The sequence below is a fragment of the Fretibacter rubidus genome, assembly GCF_041429785.1.
GTDB lineage: Bacteria > Pseudomonadota > Alphaproteobacteria > Caulobacterales > Maricaulaceae > Fretibacter > Fretibacter rubidus.
This window is the reverse complement of record NZ_CP163423.1, coordinates 136,567-161,912: the sequence shown is the minus strand read 5'-3', so window position 1 is coordinate 161,912 and position 25,346 is coordinate 136,567. Positions and strand designations below refer to the sequence as shown.

Genomic DNA, 25,346 nt, shown 5'->3' with positions numbered 1-25,346 from the left:
CCCTTACGGCGCAGCTTGCACAGCGCCGAGCCCGCCTTGCAGCTTTTGATTAATAGTCTCTATCTCTTTATCCGTGGGGTCAAATTCTAGGGCACGTTCCCATTGATAACGCGCCTCTGTTTTGCGGCCCAATTTATAATAGACATCACCCAAATGGTCGATAATCGTTGCACTGCTTGGCGAAAGCGTCACGGCCAATTCAAGCTGCTCTTTGGCCTCGGCGTATTGCCCTAATTTATAATGTGCCCAGCCAAGACTATCGACAATGGCACCGCTGCTCGGTTCCAGCGCAACGGCGCGGCGGATCATGGTGAACGCCTCGGTCAAATTTTCACCGCGGTCGACCCATGTATAGCCTAGATAATTCAGCGTATCGGCATCATCAGGTTTATAAGACAGCACACGCTGGAAATCCGCTACCGCCTTCTCCCACATATCTAACCGTTCATAACATACGCCCCGCAAATACAGCGACGACGGGTCTTGGGCTAATTCATGATCTGAGAGGCTCGCGACCAGCGCTTCATAAATTGGCAGGGCCGCATCATAATTTTCTTTAGAGAGATAAATACGACCCAAAGCGTCACGGGTAATGACGCTGGGCGCGACATCATTTAGACGCTTAAACGTCGCCAACGCCTCATCGTCTCTGTCATCTCGCAAAAAAGAATAGCCCTTCGCCATTTGCGCTTGCACGAAATAGGGCGAGCGTGTTGGAATGCCATCATAATAAGCCAGAGCATCTGCATCACGGTCAAAGGCCGCCAAAATATCAGCCAACCATAATTGTCCTTTGTCATAATTAGGGTCTTGGGACAGCGCCATGTAGAGAAATAATTCTGTATTATCATAAGAGCGATTAGCGGCAAAGAATCCGTAAGCCACCTCTGTCAGCGCGCGGGCAACATGGTCTTTAGGGCTCAAAGCTGCAAATGGAGCCTCGCCCGCCTCTAAGGCGGCAATCAAGGCGGGTACAGGGCCCGTTTCAAAGGTGCCGTTATCGTCAGAATAATCTTGCAGGGATTTCAAAGCATCTTGCGCTTTTCCGTCCAGCGCATCAATCTCTGCGCGGGTTAGGCGAAATTCCAGATCTACAGCGTCGGCCCTTTGCGCCTCAATCAGAGCCAGCGCTTCACGTGCAGCGGCATAATTCCCGAGGGTCGTCTCTAACCTTGCGAGTTGCAGCAATCCGAAACGGTCAAAATAGGACCCACCCGGCAGCGATTTGAAAACCTCTCGCGCCGCGTTATTATCGTCTAGCCCGTGATGCGCCCAACCAGCCATGATTTTCATCATGATAGACATGGTCAAATCAGCCGTAGGCTGCTCAAAATAGCTCAACGCTTTGGTATAGTCTTGCGCGCGCAGCGCTTTTGCACCCAGCACTGTTTCAGCCAGTGCTTCTTTCTCCCCTGTCGCAGTCATCTGCGAGGCGATTGTTTCAGCCTTATCAAAATCACCCGCAGAAATCGCAGCCACTACAGCCCGCCGGCCCAAGCGTAAATCTGTTGGTTTCTGCGCAAAAGCCTGTCCAAAATATTTGGACTGTGCAGGCGCATCGGACAAGTAGCGCGCATATGTGCCCGCCAGATAATCCCCAAATAATTTACCCTCGGGTGTCAGCGTTGTCGCGTAATTCTGGCTCGGCGTAGCGCAAGCGGCAACAGCAAGCGCGCTAAGCGATAGACACGCCAGCTTGGCCAATTTTGAAACATGATAATCCGACATAGAGCCTATTCCGATGAAGCGACCTGTGGGTCAGGCCTATTATTGTGCTGCGTAGAAGGACGCGCAACTACATGTTCGGATAATTCGGCCCGCCGCCACCTTCTGGAACCGTCCAAACAATATTCTTGCTGGGGTCTTTTAGATCACATGTTTTGCAATGAATACAGTTTTGCGCATTGATATTAAAACGCGGGTTTGACCCGTCATCATCACGCAAAACCTCATACACCCCTGCTGGGCAATAACGCTGCGCGGGTTCATCAAACATGGGTAAATTAACATCAATCGGCACAGAGGCATCTTTTAGCTTTAGATGGCTCGGCTGATCTTCTGAATGGTTCGTCGCGGTAAATGACACATTGGTTAAGCGGTCAAAGCTGATGACGCCGTCGGGTTTGGGGTAATCAATGACTTTGTGCTTTGACGCTTTTTCTGTTGATTGGGCATCGTCTTTTTTATGACCCAACGTCCCAAACAGATTAAATTTCGCGATTGTCGCAGCCCACATGTCAGGACCGCCCAGCATCATACCGCCCATGAGCGGGCCAAAGCGCGCGTTTAGCGGCGCAACATTGCGCACAGGTTTTAGGTCTTGTCCCACAGGGCCGTTGCGAAGCTCATGCTCGTAATCGGCCAGTGTATCATTGGCACGACCATCTTTTAACGCGGCATGGGCGGCGTCTGCCGCCGCAATGCCAGATAGCATGGCGTTATGATTGCCTTTAATACGCGGCAAGTTCACAAGCCCGGCTGAACAGCCAAGCAGCGCACCGCCCGGGAACGCGACTTGCGGAATAGACTGATAGCCACCTTTGGTAACAACACGAGCACCATACGCTACGCGTTTGCCGCCTTCTAAAAGCTCACTGATTTCGGGATGATGTTTCCAGCGCTGAAATTCTGCGTAAGGATACATGTGCGGATTTTTATAATTCAAATCGACGATATAGCCGAGGAACACTTGGTTGTTTTCCGCGTGATAGAGGAACGACCCGCCGCCCGCTTTCCAACCCAGGGGCCAGCCCGCCGTATGCACAACCGCGCCTTCATCGTGTTTGTCAGGGTCAATATCCCAAACCTCTTTCATGCCAAGGCCAAATTTTTGCGGCTGGCAATGCGCCTCTAGATCAAATTTCGCCATGACTTTCTTGGACAGCGACCCGCGCGCGCCTTCGGATAGAAACACATATTTTCCGTGAAGCTCCATACCGGGCTCGTAATTTTCGCCTTTAGACCCGTCTTTATTATAACCAAATTCACCGGCGACCACACCTTTAAGCGCGCCGCTGTCGTCATAAACCAGATCAGAGCATGACATACCCGGGAAAACCTCGACGCCAAGGCTTTCGGCCTGTTCAGCCAGCCAGCGACAAACATTCGCCATAGAGACAATATAATTTCCGTGATTATGCATCAATGGCGGCATAACCATATTGGGCACCCGCAGCGTCCCACTTGGCCCGAGCAGCAACAGTTTATCCGAGGTCACTTCGGTTTTAACGGGTGCGCCTTTGTCTTTCCAATCCGGGATAAGCATATTCAAACCAATTGGGTCGAGCACAGCGCCAGAGAGGATATGCGCGCCAACCTCGGATCCTTTTTCCAAGACGACGACGCTGATATCGTCGCCGCCAAGTTGCTTAAGGCGAATAGCTGCGGATAGACCCGCAGGGCCAGCGCCCACGATAACAACATCATATTCCATGCTTTCGCGTTCTACCGCGTCTTGTGCACCATTTAATCCAGTATCGGCCATGAGTAGGACTCGCTTTCATCAGATATATTTCGTATTGGATTAGCGTAAGGAAGCCGCGCGGTAAAGCGCCGCTTGGTCGCATAATGGCCTAAAACTTAATCACATTGGGGTTACTATGTCGGATAATTTTGCAATTGGCTGGGAAGAATGGGTCAGCCTTGGCGAACTTGGCCTCCCTGCTATCAAAGCTAAGACTGATACAGGCGCGAAAACATCCGCCCTTCATGCTGTAGCCATTGAACCCTTTGGGTCAGATAGTAATCCGCAAGTGCGCTTTATCATGCACCCCGACCCTAGCAATCCGCAGTTAGAAGTCGTCTGTTCGGCCAAAGTCGTTGACCGCCGCACTGTCGTCAGCAGCAACGGCGTGTCTGAATCGCGCTTTGTCATCCGCAGCCCAATAAAGATGGGCGACCGCACATGGGACATTGATATCACCCTAACCAACCGCGAAACTATGGGGTACCGTATGTTGCTTGGCCGTGGAGCGTTGACCGATGATATGTCCGTTGTCCCGTCGCAAAGCTTTTTACAGCCTGAATTAGATTACGGGGCCTATAAAAGTACACGCAAAAAAGCGCGTAAGGCCCAACCGCTGCGGATTGCTATTTTGACCCAAGAGCCGCGAAATTATTCCAACCAAAGCATGATACGTGCGGCTGAAGCGCGTGGTCACGTGATTGAATGCATCGAGACATCGCGCTGCTATATGTCGATTAACGCGCATAAGCCCGAAGTCTATTACGACGGGAAAGCCCTGCCCCGTTATGACGCGGTCATTCCGCGCATCGGGTCTCGCATGACGTTTTACGGCATGGCCGTTGTGCGTCAATTTGAAAGCATGGGCGTATTTTGCCTCAACGCAGCGCAGTCGATTGGTAATTCGCGCGATAAATTGCTTGCCCATCAAGTGCTGGCCAGTCACCGCTTAGGCATGCCCAACACGGCCTTTGCGCGCAGCTCGCGTGACACAGACGGCATCATTAGCCTCGCGGGTGGTTCACCCGTCGTGGTAAAATTACTCGAGTCCACACAGGGCAAAGGCGTCGTGCTAGCCGAAACGCGCAAAGCGGCCAGTTCCCTGATTGATGCCTTTCGCGGATTAGACGCGCATTTCCTTGTCCAAGAATTTGTCAAAGAAGCCTCTGGCACAGACCTGCGGTGTTTCGTGGTCGACGGCAAAGTTATTGGCGCGATGATCCGCACAGCCCAAGCGGGTGAGTTCAGATCAAATCTGCATCAAGGGGGGTCTGCCAAAAAAGCAAAACTTTCGCGCCAAGAGCGCTCTGCCGCCATTAAAGCCGCCAAGGCCTTGAAGCTAAAAGTCGCGGGCGTTGATATCCTGCGCAGTGACACCGGCCCGAAGATTTTGGAAGTTAATTCATCGCCCGGATTACAAGGCATCGAAGAGGCCACAGGTATTGATGTTGCTGGGCAGATTATTGAATGTATCGAAGCCAATGTCAGCGGCGTATTTCGCGCTCCTGCGGCAAGGAAAACCCCAATCAAAACGAAGCCAAAAGCCAAAGCTAAGCCAAACACCAAAGCTAAGCCAAACACCAAAGCTAAGCCAAACACCAAAGCTAAGCCAAACACCAAAGCCAGCCCAAAAAGCTAAACCATGGAACGCGCGCTTTTATCAGCTTTAAACTGGTGGGATGTCTCTGGTCTTGATGTGCCAGAAATTAAACCCGCTGCGCCAAAGCGCAAAAAATCTGCACCCACGCACACGCCCGCGCAAACCCCTGTCAAAGGCAGCGCCCGCCAAATCGCGGCCCGAAAAACGGCCGCTGCGCGCCCCGTCACGCCCGCACCAGCCGCCCCATCGGTCGAACCCAGTGCAGCACAAGGCATCGCGCAAAAGGCCAAAACGCTTGCGGATTTACACGCTGCCATTTCAGCCTTTAACGCCGGAGAGCTGTCTGATAGCGCCCGCCAAGCCGTGTTTGCGCGCGGCAATCCGAACGCCGATATTATGGTCATTGGCGAAGCGCCAGGGGTCAATGAAGACCGCGCCGGCAAGCCGTTCATTGGGCCTACTGGGCAGTTTCTTGATCGTATTTTTGCCAGCATTGGCCTGACCGATGATGATTTATATATCACCAATGTTATTAATTGGCGTCCACCCGGTGACCGCAGCCCAACACCCGAAGATGTCGCCTTATGCTTGCCGTTTATCCAGCGCCATATTGCGCTTAAAAAACCCAAGCTTATTATCTTGGTCGGCGGTGTGTCTATGGGAGCATTGACCACCTTAAAAGGCATTACCAAAACACGCGGGCAGTGGGTCGATGTGGCCGCAGGCGAGCATAGCGCGCCAGCGTTAATCGTCTATCATCCCGCCTACCTGCTGCGGCGGCCTGATTTGAAAGCTGACATGTGGCGCGATATGCTGTCTCTGCGCGCTAAAATAGCGGATATGAAAAACGGCCTTTAATTTGCATGGATGCCGTCCTAATTAATTAAAAACAATTGATGAGATTATTATGACCTTTCGCCTTTCTGTTTTATTGAGCGCTCTTGCAGCTTTATCTTTATCCGCTTGCTCGGCGCAGAAAACCGCCCCAGATACGCTGGCCGCTGAAATATCCGCCAACTATCCCGTGGTCATTCAAAATATCGCAGAGGGTGTCTGGGTGCATACCTCGGCCTATACTTTGCCAGGCGGCAATTCGATGCCCAGCAACGGTTTGATTGTTGCGGATGGGGAGGAATTGACATTGGTCGATACCGCATGGGGCGAAATGGCGACACAATCACTGTTGCAAAAAATTGAGACTGAGATTGGCAAACCTGTTAAAAACCTTGTGCTGACGGCGCACACATATGACCGCTTGGCAGGGGTCGATATCATTGAGCGCGCGGGCGCCAAAGTGTTCACCCACCCCGATACGGCGGGCCTAGCCGCAAAACGTGGCACCCCTGTCCCCAATACATCGGTCAGCGCCTTATCCGAGCCGCGTTCACGCAGCAAAGTCGGCGCTGTTGAAATTGCCTTTCCCGGTGCAGGGCATACGGCTGACAATCTGGTTGTCTATGTGCCGTCACATAATGTGCTTTTTGCGGGCGGGCTTGTTGTCGGGGCGGAAATGAAAGGCCTGGGTAATACAGTCAATGCCGATATCAAAGCTTGGCCAAGCGCGCTTGCGTGGACAAAATCAGTTTATAAAGACGCCAAAATCATTGTTCCCGCCAATGGCAAAGGTGGTGACCTAAGCCTGATTGACAAAACGCTGCAAACGCTTGCCACAGAGGTAAACCGCCTGAATGAAGAACAAAAGCGTATCTCTGCAGAGACGCTAGACGATATCGATCAAAAGCGGATTTCAAAAGAGAAGAACAACGACATAAAATAAATTATGTCCCGCGCCACCCATCCAGCGCGATTTTGTCATCAACATCAATCAGGCGGCGAAGTTGCCTCACTGGACGACTAAAACGGGCGGCCATATCAGCCATGGTTTGGCTGTGTGACCAGCGCACATTATCAAATAAATCAGCCCGCGCTGGGCCGTGAAGGCCGATTAACCAAAAACCGCCGTCATCGGCAGGGCCCAGCACAGCGTGACCGCGTTTAATGGCTTTAAAGGCGTCCGCTATATCCGTGCGGCTCACATCGGGGCAATCTGTGCCGATAACGACCACGGGGCCTTTCATGTCAAAAACAGCTTGCAAGCGCGGGGTGAGGCTACCGCTTGTTTGGGGCATTTGCGGCACACCCTGCCACATGGGTACATTGTGCATCATGGGAGCGGGGGTAACAGCCAAAACCGTATCCCAGCGCGGGTCTTGAACGCCCCTGATGACGCGAGACATCATCATTTTATAAAGACGGTGGGCGTGAACAAGACCAATATCTGCCGCTAGCCGCGTTTTCGCGCGACCCATGATGGGGGCTTTGGCCATGATAATAACCGTACCGCGCATCAGGACGCAGGCTTTCTGTAGCGTTTAATCAGGTCTTCAATCGACACACCGCGATTATAGTCCCGCATAATCATGACATTGCGCCAAGTTCGCGTCGCAAAACCGTCCCGTTCATAGGCGCTGACATCTGTCATGATACGCCCAGAAAGACGCCGCAGTGCTGACTTTCCAAACGTATTTTTAATCGCGCGGATAATCTCCACATCCTCAAACAGCGCTTGATCAGGATAGCCGCCAACGGATTGATACATATCCTTGGATATCAAAAGACCTTGATCGCCATAAGGCAGGCGCGGCCAGATATCGCGCAGCTTGACCACAAATTCCATAAAACGGGGCCGCCAGCCAGAGGCTTTGGCGCCAAAGGTAAAATAGGCAGCTTTCGTCGGATGGCTATTGATATGCTCACGCACATCGCCCTGCCAATCCTCCGGCAGGGTGCAATCGGCATGAATGATTAAAATCCACTCTGGGTTTTGGGTTTTAAGCGCCCAATCAACGCCGCGCCGTAGCTGGGTCCCGCGACCCGCCGTGCCACTCGCCACAACAGCATCTGCCCTCACGGCTTGATTAATTGTGTTATCTGTCGACCCGCCGTCTGCGATAATAACGGGATAGCCGGCGCATTGCGTTAAAAGCCTGTCCAGCGACGCCCCCGCCTTTAAGGTCGGAATCACCACGCATAGATTTTCAATGATATCAGCCCGAGATTCCATGATGCGTTCTTGACAATCAAGCCTCTAAAAACAAGGGAAAAACAAAGCGGTGCATTAAAAAACCCCGCCTTTGGGGGCGGGGTGTAATCACTTATGCGTGATAGGCGGTTTGCCTATTTCATATCGTCAACAACGTCTGTTGCCATCTCTTCCATGCTATCAACTGCGGAGTCCATAGAAGGCGCCGTCGTAAGCGCGTCAGATGTTGATGGTGTTGTGGCCGTTGTTTGGGCCGGCGCTGGGCGGATTGTCACCGGATACATGCAATATTGACCATCTTGAAGTTTATTGCCGGGGCAATCCACAATACCCAACTGATTACCATCATAAATCGGGTCAGCATAAGCTTCGTCACGAATTGGCACGAGGCAGTAGTCGCTATTTTTCACATTAACCATTGTACCGCCTTCTGCGGTGCAAGACGCGTTATCTTTGATATCAACGGCAGACGCAGAACCTGCAAAAGCAATCATGGCAATGCCTGCGATAATCGCTGTATTTGTAAATTTACCCATTTATTCACTCCTCATGAAATTTGTTGCCTTCTAACAAATTCTTTTTGCTCTAAAAAGGCCTATAACTGCAAAAATGCAGGAATCAGGCCAGAAATTACACATGCCAAAAAAATTGACATCTTTGAAAAATTCTCCCGATTTCACTTACGAGAGCGCTAGTTTACATCCCGTTTGTGGCATCGATGAGGCAGGACGCGGACCCTTGGCTGGGCCTGTTGTCGCCGCCGCTGTCATTTTAGACCCGGATAACATCCCACACGGTTTGAACGACAGTAAGGCTTTATCCCAAAGCGCACGTGAACATGTGCTGAATGATATACGCGCCCATGCGCTAATTGGCATTGGTATTTCTGAACCTGCAGAGATTGACCAAGTCAATATTTTAGCGTCCACAATGATCGCGATGCAACGCGCCTTTCATGCATTACCAATAGTGCCCCAAACCGCACTGATTGACGGGAACCGCTACCCCGATTTGCCCTGCGAAACACAGGCCATTGTCAAAGGCGACGCAAAATGCCTGTCCATTGCCGCCGCGTCGATTGTCGCCAAAGTCACCCGCGATAATTTAATGGCCCTTGCTGATGACCGCTTTCCCGGATACGGCTTTGCGGGTCATAAGGGCTACGGCACGAAAGCCCACCGCGAGGCGATTGCGACCCTAGGCCCCTGCCCCATCCACCGTTTTAGTTTTGCGCCCATGCGGCAAGGCGAGTTATTTTGGAGACCCGAATGAACCCTTCTGACATGACGCCTGTTATCATTGGCATTGGCGAAATTTGCGACCGCCCCACACAGACGTCTGACGCGCGCGACCCCCTGAGCCTAATGCGCGACGTTGCGCAGATCGCCTTACAGGATTGCGGGACAAACGGTGATGCCGCCTTTGACAGTGTGGATATTATCAATCCCGCCAGCTGGGCTTATGATGATTTGCCGGGACAGTTATGCAAGGCTCTGTCTATCACGCCCGCCCGTGCCGTGCTGCAACCCACAGGCGGCGAAACCCCGTTAAAAGCCGTACATGCCGCCGCCGACCGTATTGCAGCTGGGGAAAGCACATTGGCCTTAGTCGTCGGGGCCGAAGCGCAACACAGCGTTAGAGCCGCTATGCGTATAGGGCAAACGTTGCGGTGGCCGCCCAAGGTCGCAGGCACACCCGACTATATGGCCGTGGCGCAATTTCTGGAACCGCGTGCGCTACAGTTGGGATTGTTTTTCCCCAGCCATGTTTATCCCTTTTATGATTTGGCCTGCGCCCATCATTGGGGCCAGACGCCAGAGGAGGCGATAGACGAGTCGGCAGCCCTCTGGGAACACTATGCGAAGGTCGCAAAAACAAATCCCTATAGCTGGAAAACGGACGACTGGTCTGCGGATGATATTAAAACACCGACCCCGAAAAACCGCCTGATTGCTTGGCCTTATACCAAGGCCCAAGTCGCCAATCCGACCGTTAATCAAGCCAGCGCAGTCATCATCACCAGCCTATCGAAAGCGCGCGCCATGGGCGTTGATGACGCCAAGATCGTTTATATCACAGGCGGTGCCTTTGCGGATGAACCGCGTAATTTCATGGCGCGCGAAAACTACTATGAGAGCCCCGCACAGACCGCAGTCTTGCAAGCGGTTAAGGGGGATTTCGATGCGGTTGAACTTTATAGCTGCTTTCCGGTTGTCCCGAAAATGGCAAAGCGGATTTTAGGTTTGTCCGACAGCCTGCCCCCATCAGTGACAGGGGGGCTTAGTTTTTTTGGCGCACCGCTGAATAATTATATGACCCACAGCACCTGCGCCATGGTGCGTGCCATTCGCGGCGGGAAACAGACGGGGCTTTTATACGGCCAAGGCGAATTTGTGACCAAGCATTACGCCCTCACCTTATCACGCAGCCCGTCAAATTTTGTCAGGGTGAAGGACAGCGATCAATCAAACACCGCTAATGCCGCGCGCGGGGACATTCCAGCCTTTGATGCAGACGCCACAGGCCCCGCCAAAATTGAGACATTTACCATACCCTATGACCGCAGCGGTAAAGCTGAGCACGGCATTTTGGTTGTGCGCACCGACGCGGGTACGCGTAGTTTGGCCAAAGTCATACTGGGCAACGGCGTAAAACTAGCATGGCTAACCGACCCACAAACCTCGCCCATCGGGACGCGCGGAACCTTAGCCCGCGGCACGGACGGCGTACCCCTATTCACACCGACATAAAGCGTTGAAATAAAGTATAAGGCCGTTAGAACACGCACAGTTATTGTTTGGGAGAGCATCATGAGCGCCATAAAAATCGACGGCAAAGCTTACGCTGAACGCTTGCGCGGCCATGTTGCGCAGGCGGTGAAAGCTCTGCCTGCGCAACCCGGTCTGGCTGTTGTGCTGGTCGGTGAAGACCCCGCGAGCCAAGTCTATGTTCGCTCCAAGGCTAAATTTACCGTTGAGACGGGTATGCGCTCGATTGAACATAAGCTTCCGGCCGATATATCAGAAGACGCGCTTGTCTCGCTTGTGCGCGATTTAAACGCAGACCCCGAGGTGGACGGTATATTGGTACAATTGCCGCTGCCCAAAGGGTTGAACTCTGACCGTGTGATTGAAGAAATCCATCCGGATAAAGATGTTGATGGCCTGACCGAAGCGTCAGCCGGGCGATTGTCACTGGGTAAAAAAGGGCTGCGCCCCTGCACGCCAACGGGCTGCGTGATGCTTGCCAAAGATACGCTAGGGGATTTATCGGGCAAACATTGTGTGGTGTTGGGGCGGTCAATATTGGTCGGAAAACCCGCAGCCTTATTATTCCTTGAGCAAAATTGTACCGTAACCATCGCCCATTCCCGCACAAAAGATTTAGCCTCCGTCTGCCGCGAAGCAGACATTTTAGTGCCTGCCGTTGGGCGTCCCCAAATGGTGCAAGCCGAATGGATTAAGCCCGGCGCTTGCGTGATTGATGTCGGCATTAACCGTGTGCCCAGCCAGCGTTTTGAAGGCAAAACGCGTCTTGTCGGCGATGTAGATTATAAGCCCGCGCGCGATGTGGCGGGGTCTATCACACCTGTTCCGGGTGGTGTCGGCCCGATGACAATTGCCTGTCTGCTGCGCAACACAGTCATTGCCGCCTGTCACCGCCGTGGCTGGGATGTGCCGTCGATTTTGGATTTCTAGGCCCATGACAGCATAAGCTGTCATCTGTCTATTTATTTAAGTGCAATTTGGCAGCTCAGCCGTTAAGGCAAAGCATGACTTATTTCGCTCTTTTCGTTGCCCTTCCCTTTGCCTTCGTTGCGGGCACTGCCCTCGCGCAAGATAATGACCCCATTGACGCGCCTATCGAGCTTGACGCCGCACCAGCCGTCGAGCAGCTTAACCGCGCACAACGACCCGTGTCCCCTAATAGCCAGCGCATGTCTCTCGTCTCTGGCGGGTTGTTATTTGCCAGTTTTGATCAAAACGGCGATTACCAGATTACTGAAGCTGAAGTGAAGGGTGGTATCACAAGCGCGTTCAGCACTGCTGATAGCAGCGGCAACGGTAGTCTAAGCTTGGTCGAAGTGGACGCGTGGCGTATTCGCGCGCTCGGCTCGCTCGACTTATTGCCAGGCAATACCCAATTTGACCGTGACTTTAACGCTGTGGTGACCCGCGCAGAATTTACCGAAGTCCTGACCCGTAATGCGCAAAGGCTAGACCGCAATGAAGACCGCGTTTTAGACTTTTCAGAGCTGTTGCAAAAAGCACCAGAACCGCAAGAGGCCAAACGCGAACGTAACCGTATTTTCCCCTCACGTGCCGATCGGCAACGGCGGCGATAGGGCGTAAGCGTTAATTGAATGGGTAATCAGCCGTCCTTAAAACGCACAGTTGGCCTTGCGGGCGCTGTTACCCTTGGGCTTGGTTCCATATTCGGCACGGGCGTATTTATCAGCCTCGGTCTGGCCGTTGGCGTGGTCGGGGACTGGGCGCTTATCGCGCTTATCATCGCGGCCATACTCGCGACGTGTAATGCGCTATCCAGCGCGCAACTGGCCACGAACCATCCCGTAAGCGGCGGCACATATGCCTATGGACGGCATTATATTAGCGACGAAATTGGGTTTACCGCAGGGCTTTCGTTTTTGCTGGCAAAGTCCACCAGTGCCGCCGCAGCCGCCATTGGCGTAGTCAGCTACGGTGTGCATGTCTTGGGATTAACGGTGGCTGTTAATATCGTTGCCGCGCTTGTCGCGATTGTGATGACAGCTTTAGTCTTGCTAGGGTTAAAGCGGGCGAATGCGGTCAATACAGTTTTAGTCGGCGTCACTATGGTTGCGTTAATCACGCTTATCATCACAGCCATAGGGGTTGATCCTAAAATGCCTGTATCGTTATCCGCGCTCCATGCCCCCAATTTATTTGAAGCGGCAGCTTTGATTTTTGTGGCTTTTACGGGCTATGGCCGTATCGCGACATTAGGCGAAGAAATCACCGACCCACAGCGAACTATTCCGCGCGCGATTATTATCACCTTGATTTTATCGACCCTAATCTATGGGGGCGTTTTATGGGCTGGGCTATCCACCATTGGCGCTGAGCGTTATGCGGCGTTGACGGCGGCGGATGCTTCGCCGCTCCGCAATATCGCGCTCAGCATGGGTGTGCCTTATCTGGCTGGCTTTATTGCGGTCGCCGCTGTGACCGCGATGGCAGGGGTCCTACTAAACCTCATCCTGGGCCTATCACGCGTCGCCTTTGCCATGGGCCGTGACCGAGAGTTGCCAGCTATTTTAGGACGGTTAAATGCGCGCCAAGACCCAAGCATCGCCGTCATGGCTATAGGTCTGTTTATTGCCTGTCTCGGATTGTTTGGCGGATTAACATGGGTCTGGAGTTTCAGCGCTTCTACGGTTTTAATCTATTACGGCATCACCAATTGGGCCGCCCTACGCTTATCAGATGAACAGCGCCTATATCCTCGGATTATATCTTGGGTGGGATTGATTGGGTGTCTTGGCCTTGCTGTTTTTATTGATTGGCGTGTCATAATTACAGGAACTATAATCCTGCTTATCGGTTTGTTTATTAGACAGCTTGTCAAAGCCCCGCGTTGATTTATGCGGGCTCTACTCATAAAGTCATCACGACACCGCTTCAGAACAGGACAACCCCATTTCAAACGATGATGATTATATCCCGCCCTACGCCGCGCTCGATGACGAAAAGCAACGTGAAGATATCGCCCGCATAGAAGCCCATGTCCAACGCGTCGAAGGCCTGGCGCGGTTGATGGATAGCCAATTTAAAATTCCAAGGATTCCTATTAATTTGGGTCTTGATACCATCATCGGTTTTATCCCCGGCATTGGTGATACAATCGGTCTTGGGGTGTCTAGCTATATTATTTCGCAAGCCGCACGGGTGGGCGTATCACGGTCGACTATGATGAAAATGATTGGGAATGTCGGGCTTGACTGGCTGGTCGGGCTTATCCCCATTATTGGGGATATTTTTGACTGGGGCTGGAAAGCCAATAACCGCAATGCGGCCCTGTTGCGCGAGCATTGGGACAGCGTGAAGCCCGCCGATATGATTGACGTAACAGCGCTGGCGGGTAAGCTAGACCCCAAATAGATTAGGAACAGCTATGTCCTCTGGCCCGCTTCACGGATACCGCATTATTGAACTGGCGGGCATTGGCCCTGCGCCCTATGCAGGGCAATTAATGTCCGATATGGGCGCAGGGATTATTCTTGTGCGGCGCCCGGGACAGGCCATGCCGATGACGGCAGACCGCGGAAAGATCGTGCTAGAATTAGATCTTCGCGCGCCAGAGTCAGCCGTTATCATGCAGCGCCTTATTCAAAGCGCCGACGCGATTTTTGAAGGCTTTCGCCCGGGTGTCGCGGAACGGCTTGGCCTTGGCCCGGATGACTGTCACGCCATTAATCCCGCCCTTGTTTATGGCCGCATGACAGGATGGGGACAAACGGGGCCATGGGCTAAAACGGCCGGGCATGATATTAATTACATCGCTATCACGGGGGCTTTGGCGGCCATGGGCGCGCCCAATACACCGCCACCTGTTCCGCTAAACCTTATTGGCGACTTTGGTGGTGGCTCGCTTTTCCTTGTCATGGGTATGCTCGCAGCCCTTCTTAAAGCGTCGAAAACAGGACAAGGCGACGTTGTTGACGCCGCCATGATTGACGGTGTGTCGTCTATGATGGGGATTGTTTATTCCCTAGAAGCGCTGGGGCAATGGAGCCAACAACGCGGTACAAATTTGCTTGACGGCGGCATGCCGTTTTACCGGTGTTACGAAACCAAGGACGGGAAATATATGGCTGTCGGCTGTATCGAACCGCAATTTTTCAAAATCATGTTGGAGCGTTTAAACATAGATGCGGATGGTTTTGGCGGACAAATGGATAAGTCAAAACACGCCGCACAACACGCTACATTAGAAGCCATATTTGCCACTAAGACACGAGAGGCTTGGGCGAAAATATTTGACGGCTCTGATGCGTGCGTCACGCCCGTGCTGGATTATCAAGAGGCGCAGACCCATCCGCAAAACGTCGCGCGCGGCGGATTTACGACTGTCGGCCCGTTCACCCATGCCCGTCCAGCGCCCGTCTTCGGTAACAAAAAACCCGCAACGAATACCGACATCCCAATGCGCGCAAACGATCCAATCGAGGTTCTAAAATCACTCAAAATTGATATATCTGGGATTGATACAAAAGACCTCTAACCTCTTTGAGTTTCTATCCAGTCTTTGACTTTTATCTCTAGTACAGACAGCGGCACAGCCCCGTTTTCCAGCACTGTGTCGTGGAACAGACGTATGTCAAAATCTTCGCCGAGTTCGCTCTCGGCCAAAGCACGGAGCTCGCGGATTTTTAGCTCACCAATTTTATAGGCCAGCGCTTGGCCGGGCCAGGTGATATAGCGGTCAACTTCGTTATTGATATTTTTCACAGATAGCCCTGTGTTCTCTATCATATAGTCCACTGCCTCTTGGCGGGTCCACCCTTTGTCATGCATACCCGTATCAACAACCAAACGACACGCCCGCCACATTTCATAAGATAGCCGGCCGAAATTTGTATAGGGCGTCTCGTAAAAGCCGACGTCTAGTCCCAGCCGTTCAGAATACAGACCCCACCCTTCGATAAAGGCCGTAAAGCCCCCATATTTACGAAAGTCCGGCAGCATTAATTCTTGGGATAGCGCGATTTGAAAATGATGCCCTGGTACGGCTTCGTGAAGCGATAGCGCTTCCATCTCGTAGAGCGGACGCTTATCAAGATTGGTCGTATTGATATAATAAAACCCTGCGCGAGAACCATCCCCCGCTGGCCGCATGTAATAGGCTGTGGTTGTTTTTTCCGCGACATCCAACGGGATTTCTTTAATCCCGTAGGGCATGCGCGGAAACTTCGTAAATAATTCCGGCAGCTTCCCATCCATTTTTTTCAAAATAACGGCGGCGGCGTCCATGCGCTCTTGTGCCGTTTTGGGGTAAAAATCAGGGTTGGTACGCAGATAATTTTGAAATTCCTTAAACGTGCCCTCAAAGCCCGCTTGCTTTTGCACCTCTGCCATCTCTGCGCGGATCCGCGCGACCTCAGATAATCCAATATTATGAATGTCATCGGGCGTCATATCCGTGGTGGTAAACATTCGCGCGCGGTAAGCGTAATAGTCCGCCCCGCCCGGCATAGATGATGTGCCAACCTCATCCCGACAATTGGGGGCGTATTCATCCAAATAAAACTGCTCGAAAGTCTTAAGCGCAGGCAGTACATCGCCTTTGACGATCGTAGCCGCATTGGCTTTATAATTTGCAAACTCTTGCGCACTCAGGGCTGTGGGCCGCGTGTCAAATGCGTCCATCAAAACGCTGTCATTTACATCATCCACAAGGTGGGTCTGGATTGATGCCTCAAAACCGGCCATGGGCGCACAAGGTTGCACCCATCCCGCCTCAATACCGGCGCGCAGACGATCGGTCGCTTTGCTCATATAGTCTGGCACGGCAGATAATCGCGCCAGATAGCTGTCATAATCAGCCGCCTTAAAAAACGGCAAGCGATTGGGTAGGCCCGTAATCGTTGTATGTGGCCCCGCACGGTTGGTCATAATCATGTAACGGCCCCCGTAAGCAGAGGCCTCGATGTCGCTCTCAAGCTCACGCGTGATCAGATCTAGATTAAGCTGGTTATCAGCGCTCAGCGCGTCTTTGTTAACCGCTCTGAAATCCGCGAGAAATTCCTTTTGCCGCTCGACTTGCGCGTCATAGGCCGCAAGCGATGGATCGCTCAGTCGGTCATCATAATCACGTACCCCTAATGAGGTCGCAAAGGTCGGCGCCGTTGACAGTGTCCAAGCCCAATGCGCGTCGAGCAAATCGCTGAAGCGCGTATCCTCACTATTATTTTGAGGCGAATTAGCGCCATTATCCGCTGACGTAGTTCTGTCAGAGGTGCTGCCTTGCGGCCCGCTACACCCAAGCAAGACCATTGCTGCTGATAACCCCAATAATAATTTAAACCGCATCACAAACCCTCCGCTCTAAGGAACAGCCTAATGCGCAACAGACAATATGAATAGATAAAAAGTGGTGCGGCCGAGAGGGCTTAGCGCTTTCCATTATAGAAATAAATACAATGAGTTAGAGACTCGCACAAGGCATTTGTGAGGCATGGAGTCGGGAGTTTTGTGAGGCAAAGTAGCTACGTCCGAAATAAATGTAATATTTAATAATCTCTGACTAAACTGAAACGTTATTCATTTGTAGAGGATAACGCTTTGCACAAATCGATGACTGCGCGCTCGGCTCTAGAGTCTTGAAGAAGCAGAAATGCTTCAGCCATAGCTTGTCCTTTGGGATGAACCAAAAATTTTAGCCTACCGTCTGAGCTCTTAACACTACTGTCTGCCTGATCATTCTCTAAGTTTTCAAAAAAGCTCTGTGGCTGAACTTTAAGTATCTCACAGAATTGCCAAAGTTTGCTGGCGCCTATCCGATTGCTTCCATGCTCATATTTTTGTATTTGCTGAAAGCTTAAATCAACGGCCTCTGCAAGCTGAGTTTGTGACAGCCCATTGGCTATCCGTAGAGCTCGCAAATTCGCGCCAATAATTTTATCAATTTCATTAGCGTGCGTAATTTTCAGTCCCATCATTTCCTCGTTAGACTAGCAGATTTCGCTCGCCTAATAGGGTGAAACTCAAACTTTGGCTATACATTTGCTTTGTTTGCGAGAAATTTGTGCACATGACCAACAACTTTTGACATTGGCCAATCTCCGTACTCCGAAGTGTCAATTTCTTTTTTGCATAAAAATAATGCTATTTCGGCAGCAATGTTGGTGAGCGGATAAAGCGATGCTACCTCTTCCAGAATTTCCATATGACGCTCTATAAGTAACCCTTCGTCAACAAACACTGCATTACTGTCGTCTATAGAAACGATCTTTGCAAAATGGCTTAACTGTACATCAATGTCTAAATACTCTTTCAATAACTGATCAATTCTCTGTTCAACTCTTTCTGCACTACTCATTTTAATACCCCCCAGTTGGATAAATTTTGCACCCAGAGAGAACTTATCCAATTTTTTCGCGTAAGAAGAGTTATATGGGGTTACTAAAAGGTTAATGCAGCGCTATTACTTTGAAGAATGTAATGAGAGGCGGTGGGATTTTGAGCATATTGTCTGAAAGCAATATTGATATTATCCTTAACGAGGTCGCTCAAAGCAACGCTCTGGGCAAGTCACCACGACTACTCGATCTCTTGACTCATTTATTTAGAAAAAATCTTAATGAGGATTGGCGGAACCTCAAACAGTTTTCAATTGCAGTAGACGTCTTCGGAAGATCAGATGATTTCGACCCAAAACTAGACAGTATCGTCCGGGTTGAAATGCATCGCCTACGTAAAGCTCTGCGAACATACAATGCAAACTCCAGGTACTTTCAAATACATATCCCACGTGGGGGTTACAGAATTGTAGTTTCTGAGACCTGCAATGGGGCTGATACTGATGAAGTCAATACTAAGTCGAGTTCTTCTATACGAAAGGTTGGGTGGGGAACTACTCTTGTTGCCACTACAATTGCCGCATGTCTAAGTTTAGCGTCACTATGGGGGTATCATAATGCTTTAGGTTACTCTCTCTGCTCTCTTAATGTTCCAAACATTAGTGTATCAACAGAATTGATCGACGATGAGCATTTAGCATCTACTTTTGACCTTATTAAATCTGTATTATCCCAGCACAGTTCCGTAAACCTAGTTCCAGAGGACACAAAGTGCTCAAATACAACTCCAAGGTTTTATGTTCTTGTAGAGGGAAGAAATACTCCTTCAGTGCATAGCCTCACTTTTCGTGTATATCACAAACACAAAACAAATATTATTCATCACTCAAATTTGGGCGTGACTCGTCACAATGATGATAAGATTCTTTTCAACGATGTTATCAAATCAATCGTCGACATGGTAAAGCCTTATGGCACTCTGCCACGCTATTCGGCAACCGTTGACTGGCACGATAACAAAAGGCGTCAGGCTTATTCCTGTCAGATTGATATGTATGATGGCTATTCTGATGGTCGGTATAGCGTTTATCAGTCCTACTTGCACTGTTTAGAAAAGGCGATTGAAAGCGGGTTTGCTACTGCCGACACTTACGGCGCCTTAGCTACAACCTATCTCCAACAGTATGCTGGTTACCGAGAACATACTGTTCCAGATCCACTTGATTCTGCTCGAAAGCTTATCGAGATGATTGGCAAAGATTGGATAAACTCCTCTGAAATGGTCATTGCTAAAATTATTTATGAAAGCGAGCGACCAGATTTCAGAGCAGATAGACTCAGAAATACAATTTGGAATACTGAACAGCGCTATCAAAATAATTCTTTAGTTATGCTGAATGCAGCACTTAGAACAGGTTTTAAGTTGGGTGATTGGCAAAAAGCTAAGGCGATGTCCGACCAAATTAAAACCATCCATTCTGGTCGAGATAGCTCTGTCTTTGCAATTGACGCTGCTTATGCCTTTTTGAATAAAAACGACCAAAGCATTATTGATATCTGCCAATTAGCCTATGTCGAGAATTCAATTATTGCTAATATACTCGTTAAGTCATGCGCTAACAAAGCAAAAAACGATAACTGGAAAACCTTAACAGATAAAAACTTAGAAACGCTTGTTGGTAACCTAGATGGGTCACTTGCAACGTATGTGAAGCGCCGAAACTTCGATAGCAAACTCACTGCAGAACTTATCAAATACGTTGAGTAGTCTACTTATACGATAAAATTTTTTTATTCTTGCTGTTGTGTTTTTGTTAACCTTTATTCGCGACAGTTCTCATCCCACTAACAAGGATGAGAACTACAATGAAAAAACTTCTATTAATGTCAGCCGCCGCTTTTTCACTCGCATCTGTGTCTTCAGTTCCTGCAATGGCTCAGACCCCTTCAGCAACTTCTCCAGCTATCGAAAACTTTCTCTTGGAAGTTCAAGCGGTCCAAGTTGCAAAAACGTTTTACAAAGGTGACTTTCAATCAATTACGCGACAAAATACGGTGCGCAGTCTGCACGCTGGCCATGGTGCAAGCCTAATGATGTCTGTAGTCCAATATCGCGATTAAAGGCCGACCCTTGTATCTAACGAATGACACAGTCCATGCCTTCGCAAAGGCGCGGCATAAAGAAATGAGCTTTCCGTTCCTTAAAGAGAACGGAGAGCTTTTATCTTTGGCAAGCACCGCGCAAATGCTAATAGAACCCAAAGCGCTTAAACACTATAAAGATTTCTATTCACAAGCTATTTCATTCAATGAGACCTATCCTCAATACTATAGATTCACGCTGCGCATATGTTTGGACCTTGAAGATTTAGGTTTAACGGGACATGTTGGAAAAAAGCTGTGTAACTATGTGAGGGAAAATCACTTCCTAGATTATGACACGTCTGACTCTCGACGGCTTGAGACACTCAGCTTGTTGAGACGGCGGTTGAAACCGAACACGGTGGAAAAGGAACATAGGTTAAGACTATTAGACAACATAGATCGGTTCATAGCCCACCCGCATTGTTTCTCTCGTCTCAACAAGCCTTTCTTTTATGAACTGACACATATCATATTTTTTCTCACTGAATATGGCTCCACCTCTTGGCCATTGTCACGAAGTGGTGAGGATTGCATCAAAGTGATGGGAGCTTTAGCTTTCTTGGATAACGATTGCGATTTGCTCGCTGAAGTTTGTATCTGTTATAGTTTCTTAGGCTTAGAGTGCCCGCAGCTTTGGGTGCGAGCAGTTGATGATAATTTAGCTGCGCTTGAAATTCGGTATGACACAGATGTGAAATCGACGTTGAATTCTTCGACGGATGAATACCACCCCTATATAGTCATGAATTGGCGAAAAGCTTTGAAACATGAGCCATGCTTTACTGAGCGCTTTGAAGGGAGACGGCCTAATTTTATTTTGTCAGGCCAAGAAACCTCCATTCTATCTAAACTTTCTGAACGTGTTCACGATGTGCGTTTTAACAAAAGCTCCAAACTGTTAGCTCAAGAGAATTTTTACCAGGATCTTACGGAAGAAGAGGCTAAGGCTCTCGAAGCCCTTCAATTAAGCGATAAAAATATCAATGAGCTACTAAAAGACTATTCATACGGTGTCCTGTAACACCTAAGTCAAGCATATTATGTGACGATCACCGCCCAATCCCTCTTGTCCGCCCAGCATCCCAATCAATGCCGCCGCCGCTTAACACGCGGCCTTTGATGCGCTTACCCCACTTCTGCGCGTGATGGCTTTCCCACGGAACAAGATAGAAAGCCCGCTGCGTCTCAATCATCGCGTGTGGGCCGTGGGGGAGTTCGTATTTCTGCGAGACTGTGCCTTCAATCAACCGTCCTGACTGCGCCGCAACATGGGCCTTGCCCGTCATGCTCTCCAGCTTCTCCGTTGCTGCATTGAACCCTTCCGCTTCTAATGCTTTCACATAGCCGCGCTTGTAGATAATGGAGGTCTTTTGCTCGTCTTGGCGTAGCTCTGCATAGCCCCGCTCAATCAGCCATGTGCGGCGCTGCTGGAAAGCTGTGTCCAGCTCTTTTGCGAAGGCGCTAGATTTTACGCTTATTCCTCCTAGTCCACCTCTGCCCCAGCTCACCTGTGCGCGGTCAAGCCAAGTCGCGCCGGGGCTTTCAAGTTGTGCATCCAAGTCTTGGCGCGAGAGTAGCTTGACGCCCGACGCGCGGCCCTGTCTCAAATCTAAAGAGATAGCCCGTTCATCAAAATCCTCTGGCACGCGCCACTCATAAGGGTCACCGTCCTTATCTTTGCTGACGACTTGCACCACGCCCGCTTTCGCCAGTGTGGCGAGCCGCAACCTGTGCGCCCGCATGTGGGCGGCACTTCTGCTACCGCTGCCGTCCACCCAATCCTCAGGGCCGCTCGTCGCTATCGCATAATTTCCGACAAGCCCGTTACGAGGCTTGCCGTTATAATCCTTACCCGTCGCAAGGGCCTGTATGTTTCGGTCAACTGTCCGCAAACTAGGCGGCGAGACTTCGATGATAGAGCCGACCTTCGCGGCTTCACCCGCCCGCGTGTCTATGCCCGTCTCAACGGTGCTGACATAGCCGTCAGTGCCGTCGATGATAAACCGCACTTTGCCGCCGCCTTTGGCGTCTGGGTTCATGCCTTCATCACGGCCAAGAGTCTTGGCAATCACGCGGCCAATGACACGGCGACCCGATAAGTTTCCATCATAGTCTGTGCGGCCATCATTTAAGCGGACAGGGCGCTTAATGTTCGCCCTATCCATAGCGGCATGGATTTCTTTGTTGAGCTGCTCTCGCTGTTCAATCTGTCCAAGGGTTTTGAAGGCGTCCTTTTCAATTTGCCAGCGGCCTTTGTCCGTGGGCTGTGCAAGGCCCATTTTCTCAAGGTAGTTCATCCGCCCGATTAAGATGTGGCGGTTCAAAGGTGAGTGCTGACCAAACGTGCTCACAGCTGACCCTGCGCGAAGGTCTATGATGTTCGTATTTTTGTCCATGCCGTCTGCGATATGCCTATCCGCTGTCGTCATGCGCATGGCGTCCACCTCGCGCTTCATCTCTTGCTGGATGGCCAGCTCTGACTTCCAGCCTAATTCGCGGGTCAGTTCTTCCTCCAGCCGCCCTCTAATGCCGCGCGAGATATACTCGCCTGCAATGTTCAAGCCTTTGCCGTCATGGGTCACGCCTCGCGCGATGATGTGGGTGTGCGGATGGGCGGTATCGAAGTGGTCAACCGCGACCCAATCCAGCCGCGTTCCCAAGTCCTCTTCCATCTGCGCCATGAGCGCACGCGTTGTCTCTTTCAGGTTCGGCGTTCCATTTCCATTCACGCGGGCCAGTTCTGCCCCGTCTTCTGGCGAAATCATTATCCGAAACTGGTGCGGGTCGCCGCGTCCGTCAAAGCTCTCTTGGGAGCGAGCGACAAAATCCCGCCCGTCAATCTCAACGCCATCATCTGGGCCGTAGAGCTGGCCGCGTGTCGGGGTCAGTTCCGCCGAGCCTTCTAAAACTTCGGCTCGCTCCACACCTGAGCCTTCGCGCTGGAGGTAAGCTAAGTGGCCGCGAGAGACAGACGACTTCGCATTGCGGAGTTTCACCACGCGCACTTTCACAATGGCACGACGAGCGCGGTAGCGGTCTCCTGTGGCGCGATGAACTCTCCAACCTTGCTTCGGCCCAATGCCGCGCTCCAAAGCCGCGCGGCCTCTGCCACGCGCGTTAAAGCGCCCTGTGCGCGGTTTGGAGGGAACCGTTAGCGTCCGCCGTCCTGAAACGGCCTTGCCTCTGACCAATGAGGCGCGAACCCCTTGATGAAATCCCTTATAGTTTGCTGGAATACTGACCTCGGCAGCTCTGCTGCTGGACTTGCGGGCTTTGGCTCTTAAGCGGAAATCATCTTCATTAGTCATTCGCCCATAATCGAACAAACTAGGGGCTTTTGTCTCGAAGGAAGCCGATTGGAAATTATAGGGAAAAGAGAGTTTCTAGGTATTAGCGGGATGGAGGCATTTTGGAGGCATGACACACGAGTTGCCAAAATGGTGACACCCCAACTCGCGTAGCAAAAACAGAGCTTTAGCGTCGAAGTGCCCCTAAAAGGGCGGTTCGCTTTATCTTGCTGAAGCTCTTTTCTTTTCTAACCTCTCCCCAAGCGCCAATCCTATCTAATTAATTACGCTCTCTCAATACAGTGCCGTTCGGCGCGCCTGACGGAGCCGCCCACACGAGCGGAGGCAGGGGCGTTGGACTCGCCGCAAAGCGGGGTAAGATTGGTTGTGGAGAGTTATGTGATTAGGCAACAGCTTTAAAAACAATCGCCTCGCAGCCTATAGACTCGGCGACATTTGGAAGGTTAGACTACGCATCAATAGGGGGACTGCAATATGACATATTTAGGATATGCAATACTCAACGCTCTGTTGTTATCAGGCGTCGGAATTCTAATAGCTTTCCGTCGTTCACCCTCATTCGGTTTAGTAATAGTGCCCATAATAACTAGCCAAGTTGGATATTGGGGAACATGGTTTCTCTTTGTAAAAGTCGAAAAAGCATGGACCTTTTCCGACGACCCTTCCCCTATTATTGTTTCGGCTATGGCTACAGCCCTTATGTGCCTTTTTACAGGATATGTATTCAATCGTATACGCGCGAATATTGACAAAGGCCCGCCATATTTCCGGTTCTTCAATACAAAGCTAATTCCCTTAGACCAGAGGGTAACCTTGATATTTGTCGTATGGATGGCGATGGCGTTAATCACTGCAGTTTTCTGGTCGATTTATGAAGCATATCCAAATGCTATGGCTGAAGCCTTCATTTGGTCTTGGACGGCAAACGGTGCTTTTTTCACAATAGTCGGTTTTGTGATTAGCCTAACAGGTCTGAAATTACCGCATCAAGAAGACTTTGACACTCGACTGTCCATATTATTCGGCGGAGACACAAGTGAAGCTATGAAGGCCACTCGTGATAAAGTCAGAGCACTAGGCTTTTATGTCTATAAATTGGAGCGTCGCATTAAAGTTGAGGAATGGTCAGACCAATTTCAGGCTTATCGAGTCTCAGTAGAGAATGTGTTTACTTTGCGAAATCTGTTCGGTGACGTCGCGGCAGAAGACGAAATGGGCGTTTTCTTCAATCCTGATAAATTTGATGTCCCACCAACCCCAATTGGTATGTATAAGTCTATACGCGTAGCTTCCGATCCACATGGGCGCTCACGTATGAAGGAACCTGTCGAAATTCCGCCTGAAGGGCTTGAAATCAGTGAAGAGTTTTCAGTAGGATCAGACGACGAACTTGTTACCACTCAATATTGGTCTTGGATTAAAATAGACGAAATTTGGTCTCATGAACCGAGGCGCTTCACGGAGTGCGCCGAGTTCGAGGTTGAGAGCCTTGTAGATGAAAGTACAGGAAGCGTCGTTGTTGAATTTTTCGACGATGGAACTATGACTAAGCCACGTACAGAAACTCTTTCTTATGGTGATTTACGATCTCATGGAGGGCTTCGAAATCTTCAGTCATCGCAAAAACATGTGACACTTCGATTTAAGGCGCCTTCATGTGGTGTTACTGGGGATGAAGTTAAATAACTTGCCCTCTTGCCAAAAGGGATAAGAAGCGTCATCTATAT

23 protein-coding genes are annotated in these 25,346 nt (G+C 50.6%); 14 read left to right on the top strand and 9 right to left on the bottom strand.

Annotation, left to right across the window (positions count from 1 at the left end; all coding sequences use genetic code 11):
• Window positions 1-3 precede the first annotated feature (3 nt).
• Complete coding sequence (locus AB6B37_RS00730) at window positions 4-1,728, bottom strand: tetratricopeptide repeat protein (protein WP_371396976.1); 1,725 nt, start codon at window positions 1,726-1,728, stop codon at window positions 4-6.
• Between the two features lie 67 nt (window positions 1,729-1,795).
• The gene (locus AB6B37_RS00725; protein ID WP_371396975.1) at window positions 1,796-3,484 is read right to left on the bottom strand and encodes a 4Fe-4S dicluster domain-containing protein; all 1,689 of its coding nucleotides are present in this window, start codon (window positions 3,482-3,484) and stop codon (window positions 1,796-1,798) included.
• Window positions 3,485-3,599: 115 nt separating this feature from the next.
• Here AB6B37_RS00725 and rimK point away from each other — a divergent pair, with 115 nt between their 5' ends.
• From rimK to AB6B37_RS00710, 3 genes are read left to right on the top strand one after another with little or no spacing between them, the layout of a single operon-like run.
• Window positions 3,600-5,102: a 30S ribosomal protein S6--L-glutamate ligase gene (gene rimK / locus AB6B37_RS00720; RefSeq protein ID WP_371396974.1), complete on the top strand. Its 1,503-nt coding sequence runs from the start codon at window positions 3,600-3,602 to the stop codon at window positions 5,100-5,102.
• Window positions 5,103-5,105: 3 nt separating this feature from the next.
• Window positions 5,106-5,921: a uracil-DNA glycosylase family protein gene (locus AB6B37_RS00715; protein WP_371396973.1), complete on the top strand. Its 816-nt coding sequence runs from the start codon at window positions 5,106-5,108 to the stop codon at window positions 5,919-5,921.
• Window positions 5,922-5,970: 49 nt separating this feature from the next.
• The gene (locus tag AB6B37_RS00710; protein WP_371396972.1) at window positions 5,971-6,840 is read left to right on the top strand and encodes an MBL fold metallo-hydrolase; all 870 of its coding nucleotides are present in this window, start codon (window positions 5,971-5,973) and stop codon (window positions 6,838-6,840) included.
• A gap of 1 nt (window position 6,841) precedes the next feature.
• Here AB6B37_RS00710 and AB6B37_RS00705 read toward each other — a convergent pair whose 3' ends face one another.
• From AB6B37_RS00705 to AB6B37_RS00695, 3 genes are all read right to left on the bottom strand, one after another.
• Window positions 6,842-7,411: a DUF2064 domain-containing protein gene (locus AB6B37_RS00705; RefSeq protein ID WP_371396971.1), complete on the bottom strand. Its 570-nt coding sequence runs from the start codon at window positions 7,409-7,411 to the stop codon at window positions 6,842-6,844.
• Entirely contained in the window at window positions 7,411-8,127 is a 717-nt protein-coding gene (locus tag AB6B37_RS00700; RefSeq protein WP_371396970.1) for a glycosyltransferase, read from the bottom strand. The genes AB6B37_RS00705 and AB6B37_RS00700 overlap by 1 nt, the downstream gene beginning before the upstream one ends.
• 113 nt (window positions 8,128-8,240) lie before the next feature.
• The gene (locus tag AB6B37_RS00695; RefSeq protein ID WP_371396969.1) at window positions 8,241-8,642 is read right to left on the bottom strand and encodes a hypothetical protein; all 402 of its coding nucleotides are present in this window, start codon (window positions 8,640-8,642) and stop codon (window positions 8,241-8,243) included.
• A 100-nt stretch (window positions 8,643-8,742) separates the two neighbouring features.
• Here AB6B37_RS00695 and AB6B37_RS00690 point away from each other — a divergent pair, with 100 nt between their 5' ends.
• The 7 genes from AB6B37_RS00690 (at window position 8,743) to AB6B37_RS00660 (ending at window position 15,369) form a co-directional block, all read left to right on the top strand.
• The gene (locus AB6B37_RS00690; protein ID WP_371396968.1) at window positions 8,743-9,378 is read left to right on the top strand and encodes a ribonuclease HII; all 636 of its coding nucleotides are present in this window, start codon (window positions 8,743-8,745) and stop codon (window positions 9,376-9,378) included.
• On the top strand, window positions 9,375-10,856 hold the full coding sequence (locus AB6B37_RS00685) for an acetyl-CoA acetyltransferase (RefSeq protein ID WP_371396967.1): 1,482 nt from the start codon (window positions 9,375-9,377) through the stop codon (window positions 10,854-10,856). The genes AB6B37_RS00690 and AB6B37_RS00685 overlap by 4 nt, the downstream gene beginning before the upstream one ends.
• 60 nt (window positions 10,857-10,916) lie before the next feature.
• Window positions 10,917-11,804 (top strand): bifunctional methylenetetrahydrofolate dehydrogenase/methenyltetrahydrofolate cyclohydrolase FolD, encoded by an 888-nt coding sequence (folD, locus tag AB6B37_RS00680; protein ID WP_371396966.1) that lies wholly within the window; start codon window positions 10,917-10,919, stop codon window positions 11,802-11,804.
• A gap of 74 nt (window positions 11,805-11,878) precedes the next feature.
• Window positions 11,879-12,451, top strand: coding sequence for a hypothetical protein (locus AB6B37_RS00675; protein WP_371396965.1), 573 nt, complete (start codon window positions 11,879-11,881; stop codon window positions 12,449-12,451).
• A gap of 18 nt (window positions 12,452-12,469) precedes the next feature.
• Entirely contained in the window at window positions 12,470-13,726 is a 1,257-nt protein-coding gene (locus AB6B37_RS00670; protein ID WP_371396964.1) for an APC family permease, read from the top strand.
• A gap of 79 nt (window positions 13,727-13,805) precedes the next feature.
• Complete coding sequence (locus AB6B37_RS00665) at window positions 13,806-14,246, top strand: DUF4112 domain-containing protein (protein WP_371398480.1); 441 nt, start codon at window positions 13,806-13,808, stop codon at window positions 14,244-14,246.
• Window positions 14,247-14,259: 13 nt separating this feature from the next.
• A complete protein-coding gene (locus AB6B37_RS00660; protein ID WP_371396963.1) occupies window positions 14,260-15,369 on the top strand; it encodes a CaiB/BaiF CoA transferase family protein in 1,110 nt (369 codons plus the stop codon).
• Here AB6B37_RS00660 and AB6B37_RS00655 read toward each other — a convergent pair.
• The 3 genes from AB6B37_RS00655 to AB6B37_RS00645 form a co-directional block, all read right to left on the bottom strand.
• Complete coding sequence (locus AB6B37_RS00655) at window positions 15,366-17,177, bottom strand: DUF885 family protein (RefSeq protein WP_371398479.1); 1,812 nt, start codon at window positions 17,175-17,177, stop codon at window positions 15,366-15,368. The genes AB6B37_RS00660 and AB6B37_RS00655 overlap by 4 nt on opposite strands.
• 227 nt (window positions 17,178-17,404) lie before the next feature.
• Window positions 17,405-17,806: a helix-turn-helix domain-containing protein gene (locus AB6B37_RS00650; protein ID WP_371396962.1), complete on the bottom strand. Its 402-nt coding sequence runs from the start codon at window positions 17,804-17,806 to the stop codon at window positions 17,405-17,407.
• A 56-nt stretch (window positions 17,807-17,862) separates the two neighbouring features.
• The gene (locus tag AB6B37_RS00645; RefSeq protein ID WP_371396961.1) at window positions 17,863-18,186 is read right to left on the bottom strand and encodes a hypothetical protein; all 324 of its coding nucleotides are present in this window, start codon (window positions 18,184-18,186) and stop codon (window positions 17,863-17,865) included.
• A 140-nt stretch (window positions 18,187-18,326) separates the two neighbouring features.
• Here AB6B37_RS00645 and AB6B37_RS00640 point away from each other — a divergent pair, with 140 nt between their 5' ends.
• From AB6B37_RS00640 to AB6B37_RS00630, 3 genes are all read left to right on the top strand, one after another.
• Window positions 18,327-19,934 carry a hypothetical protein gene (locus AB6B37_RS00640; protein ID WP_371396960.1) on the top strand — a complete coding sequence of 536 codons (1,608 nt, stop codon included), beginning with the start codon at window positions 18,327-18,329 and terminating at the stop codon, window positions 19,932-19,934.
• A 98-nt stretch (window positions 19,935-20,032) separates the two neighbouring features.
• The gene (locus tag AB6B37_RS00635) at window positions 20,033-20,287 is read left to right on the top strand and encodes a hypothetical protein (protein ID WP_371396959.1); all 255 of its coding nucleotides are present in this window, start codon (window positions 20,033-20,035) and stop codon (window positions 20,285-20,287) included.
• 10 nt (window positions 20,288-20,297) lie between these two features.
• Window positions 20,298-21,332 (top strand): hypothetical protein, encoded by a 1,035-nt coding sequence (locus tag AB6B37_RS00630; protein ID WP_371396958.1) that lies wholly within the window; start codon window positions 20,298-20,300, stop codon window positions 21,330-21,332.
• Between the two features lie 28 nt (window positions 21,333-21,360).
• Here the strand turns inward: AB6B37_RS00630 and AB6B37_RS00625 are convergent, their stop codons facing one another.
• Window positions 21,361-23,619, bottom strand: a complete 2,259-nt coding sequence (locus AB6B37_RS00625) for a DUF3363 domain-containing protein (RefSeq protein WP_371396957.1) — start codon at window positions 23,617-23,619, stop codon at window positions 21,361-21,363.
• A 474-nt stretch (window positions 23,620-24,093) separates the two neighbouring features.
• On the opposite strand from AB6B37_RS00625, the gene AB6B37_RS00620 reads away from it, so the two are divergent.
• Window positions 24,094-25,305, top strand: coding sequence for a hypothetical protein (locus AB6B37_RS00620; protein ID WP_371396956.1), 1,212 nt, complete (start codon window positions 24,094-24,096; stop codon window positions 25,303-25,305).
• Window positions 25,306-25,346 lie beyond the last annotated feature (41 nt).

Bases quoted from the DNA above. Each gene is read 5' to 3' on its own strand.
- AB6B37_RS00730 (WP_371396976.1), bottom strand. From the start codon at position 1,728: ATGTCGGATTATCATGTTTCAAAATTGGCCAAGCTGGCGTGTCTATCG.
- AB6B37_RS00725 (WP_371396975.1), bottom strand. From the start codon at position 3,484: ATGGCCGATACTGGATTAAATGGTGCACAAGACGCGGTAGAACGCGAA.
- rimK (WP_371396974.1), top strand. From the start codon at position 3,600: ATGTCGGATAATTTTGCAATTGGCTGGGAAGAATGGGTCAGCCTTGGC.
- AB6B37_RS00715 (WP_371396973.1), top strand. From the start codon at position 5,106: ATGGAACGCGCGCTTTTATCAGCTTTAAACTGGTGGGATGTCTCTGGT.
- AB6B37_RS00710 (WP_371396972.1), top strand. From the start codon at position 5,971: ATGACCTTTCGCCTTTCTGTTTTATTGAGCGCTCTTGCAGCTTTATCT.
- AB6B37_RS00705 (WP_371396971.1), bottom strand. From the start codon at position 7,411: ATGCGCGGTACGGTTATTATCATGGCCAAAGCCCCCATCATGGGTCGC.
- AB6B37_RS00700 (WP_371396970.1), bottom strand. From the start codon at position 8,127: ATGGAATCTCGGGCTGATATCATTGAAAATCTATGCGTGGTGATTCCG.
- AB6B37_RS00695 (WP_371396969.1), bottom strand. From the start codon at position 8,642: ATGGGTAAATTTACAAATACAGCGATTATCGCAGGCATTGCCATGATT.
- AB6B37_RS00690 (WP_371396968.1), top strand. From the start codon at position 8,743: ATGCCAAAAAAATTGACATCTTTGAAAAATTCTCCCGATTTCACTTAC.
- AB6B37_RS00685 (WP_371396967.1), top strand. From the start codon at position 9,375: ATGAACCCTTCTGACATGACGCCTGTTATCATTGGCATTGGCGAAATT.
- folD (WP_371396966.1), top strand. From the start codon at position 10,917: ATGAGCGCCATAAAAATCGACGGCAAAGCTTACGCTGAACGCTTGCGC.
- AB6B37_RS00675 (WP_371396965.1), top strand. From the start codon at position 11,879: ATGACTTATTTCGCTCTTTTCGTTGCCCTTCCCTTTGCCTTCGTTGCG.
- AB6B37_RS00670 (WP_371396964.1), top strand. From the start codon at position 12,470: ATGGGTAATCAGCCGTCCTTAAAACGCACAGTTGGCCTTGCGGGCGCT.
- AB6B37_RS00660 (WP_371396963.1), top strand. From the start codon at position 14,260: ATGTCCTCTGGCCCGCTTCACGGATACCGCATTATTGAACTGGCGGGC.
- AB6B37_RS00655 (WP_371398479.1), bottom strand. From the start codon at position 17,177: ATGCGGTTTAAATTATTATTGGGGTTATCAGCAGCAATGGTCTTGCTT.
- AB6B37_RS00650 (WP_371396962.1), bottom strand. From the start codon at position 17,806: ATGATGGGACTGAAAATTACGCACGCTAATGAAATTGATAAAATTATT.
- AB6B37_RS00645 (WP_371396961.1), bottom strand. From the start codon at position 18,186: ATGAGTAGTGCAGAAAGAGTTGAACAGAGAATTGATCAGTTATTGAAA.
- AB6B37_RS00635 (WP_371396959.1), top strand. From the start codon at position 20,033: ATGAAAAAACTTCTATTAATGTCAGCCGCCGCTTTTTCACTCGCATCT.
- AB6B37_RS00625 (WP_371396957.1), bottom strand. From the start codon at position 23,619: ATGACTAATGAAGATGATTTCCGCTTAAGAGCCAAAGCCCGCAAGTCC.
- AB6B37_RS00620 (WP_371396956.1), top strand. From the start codon at position 24,094: ATGACATATTTAGGATATGCAATACTCAACGCTCTGTTGTTATCAGGC.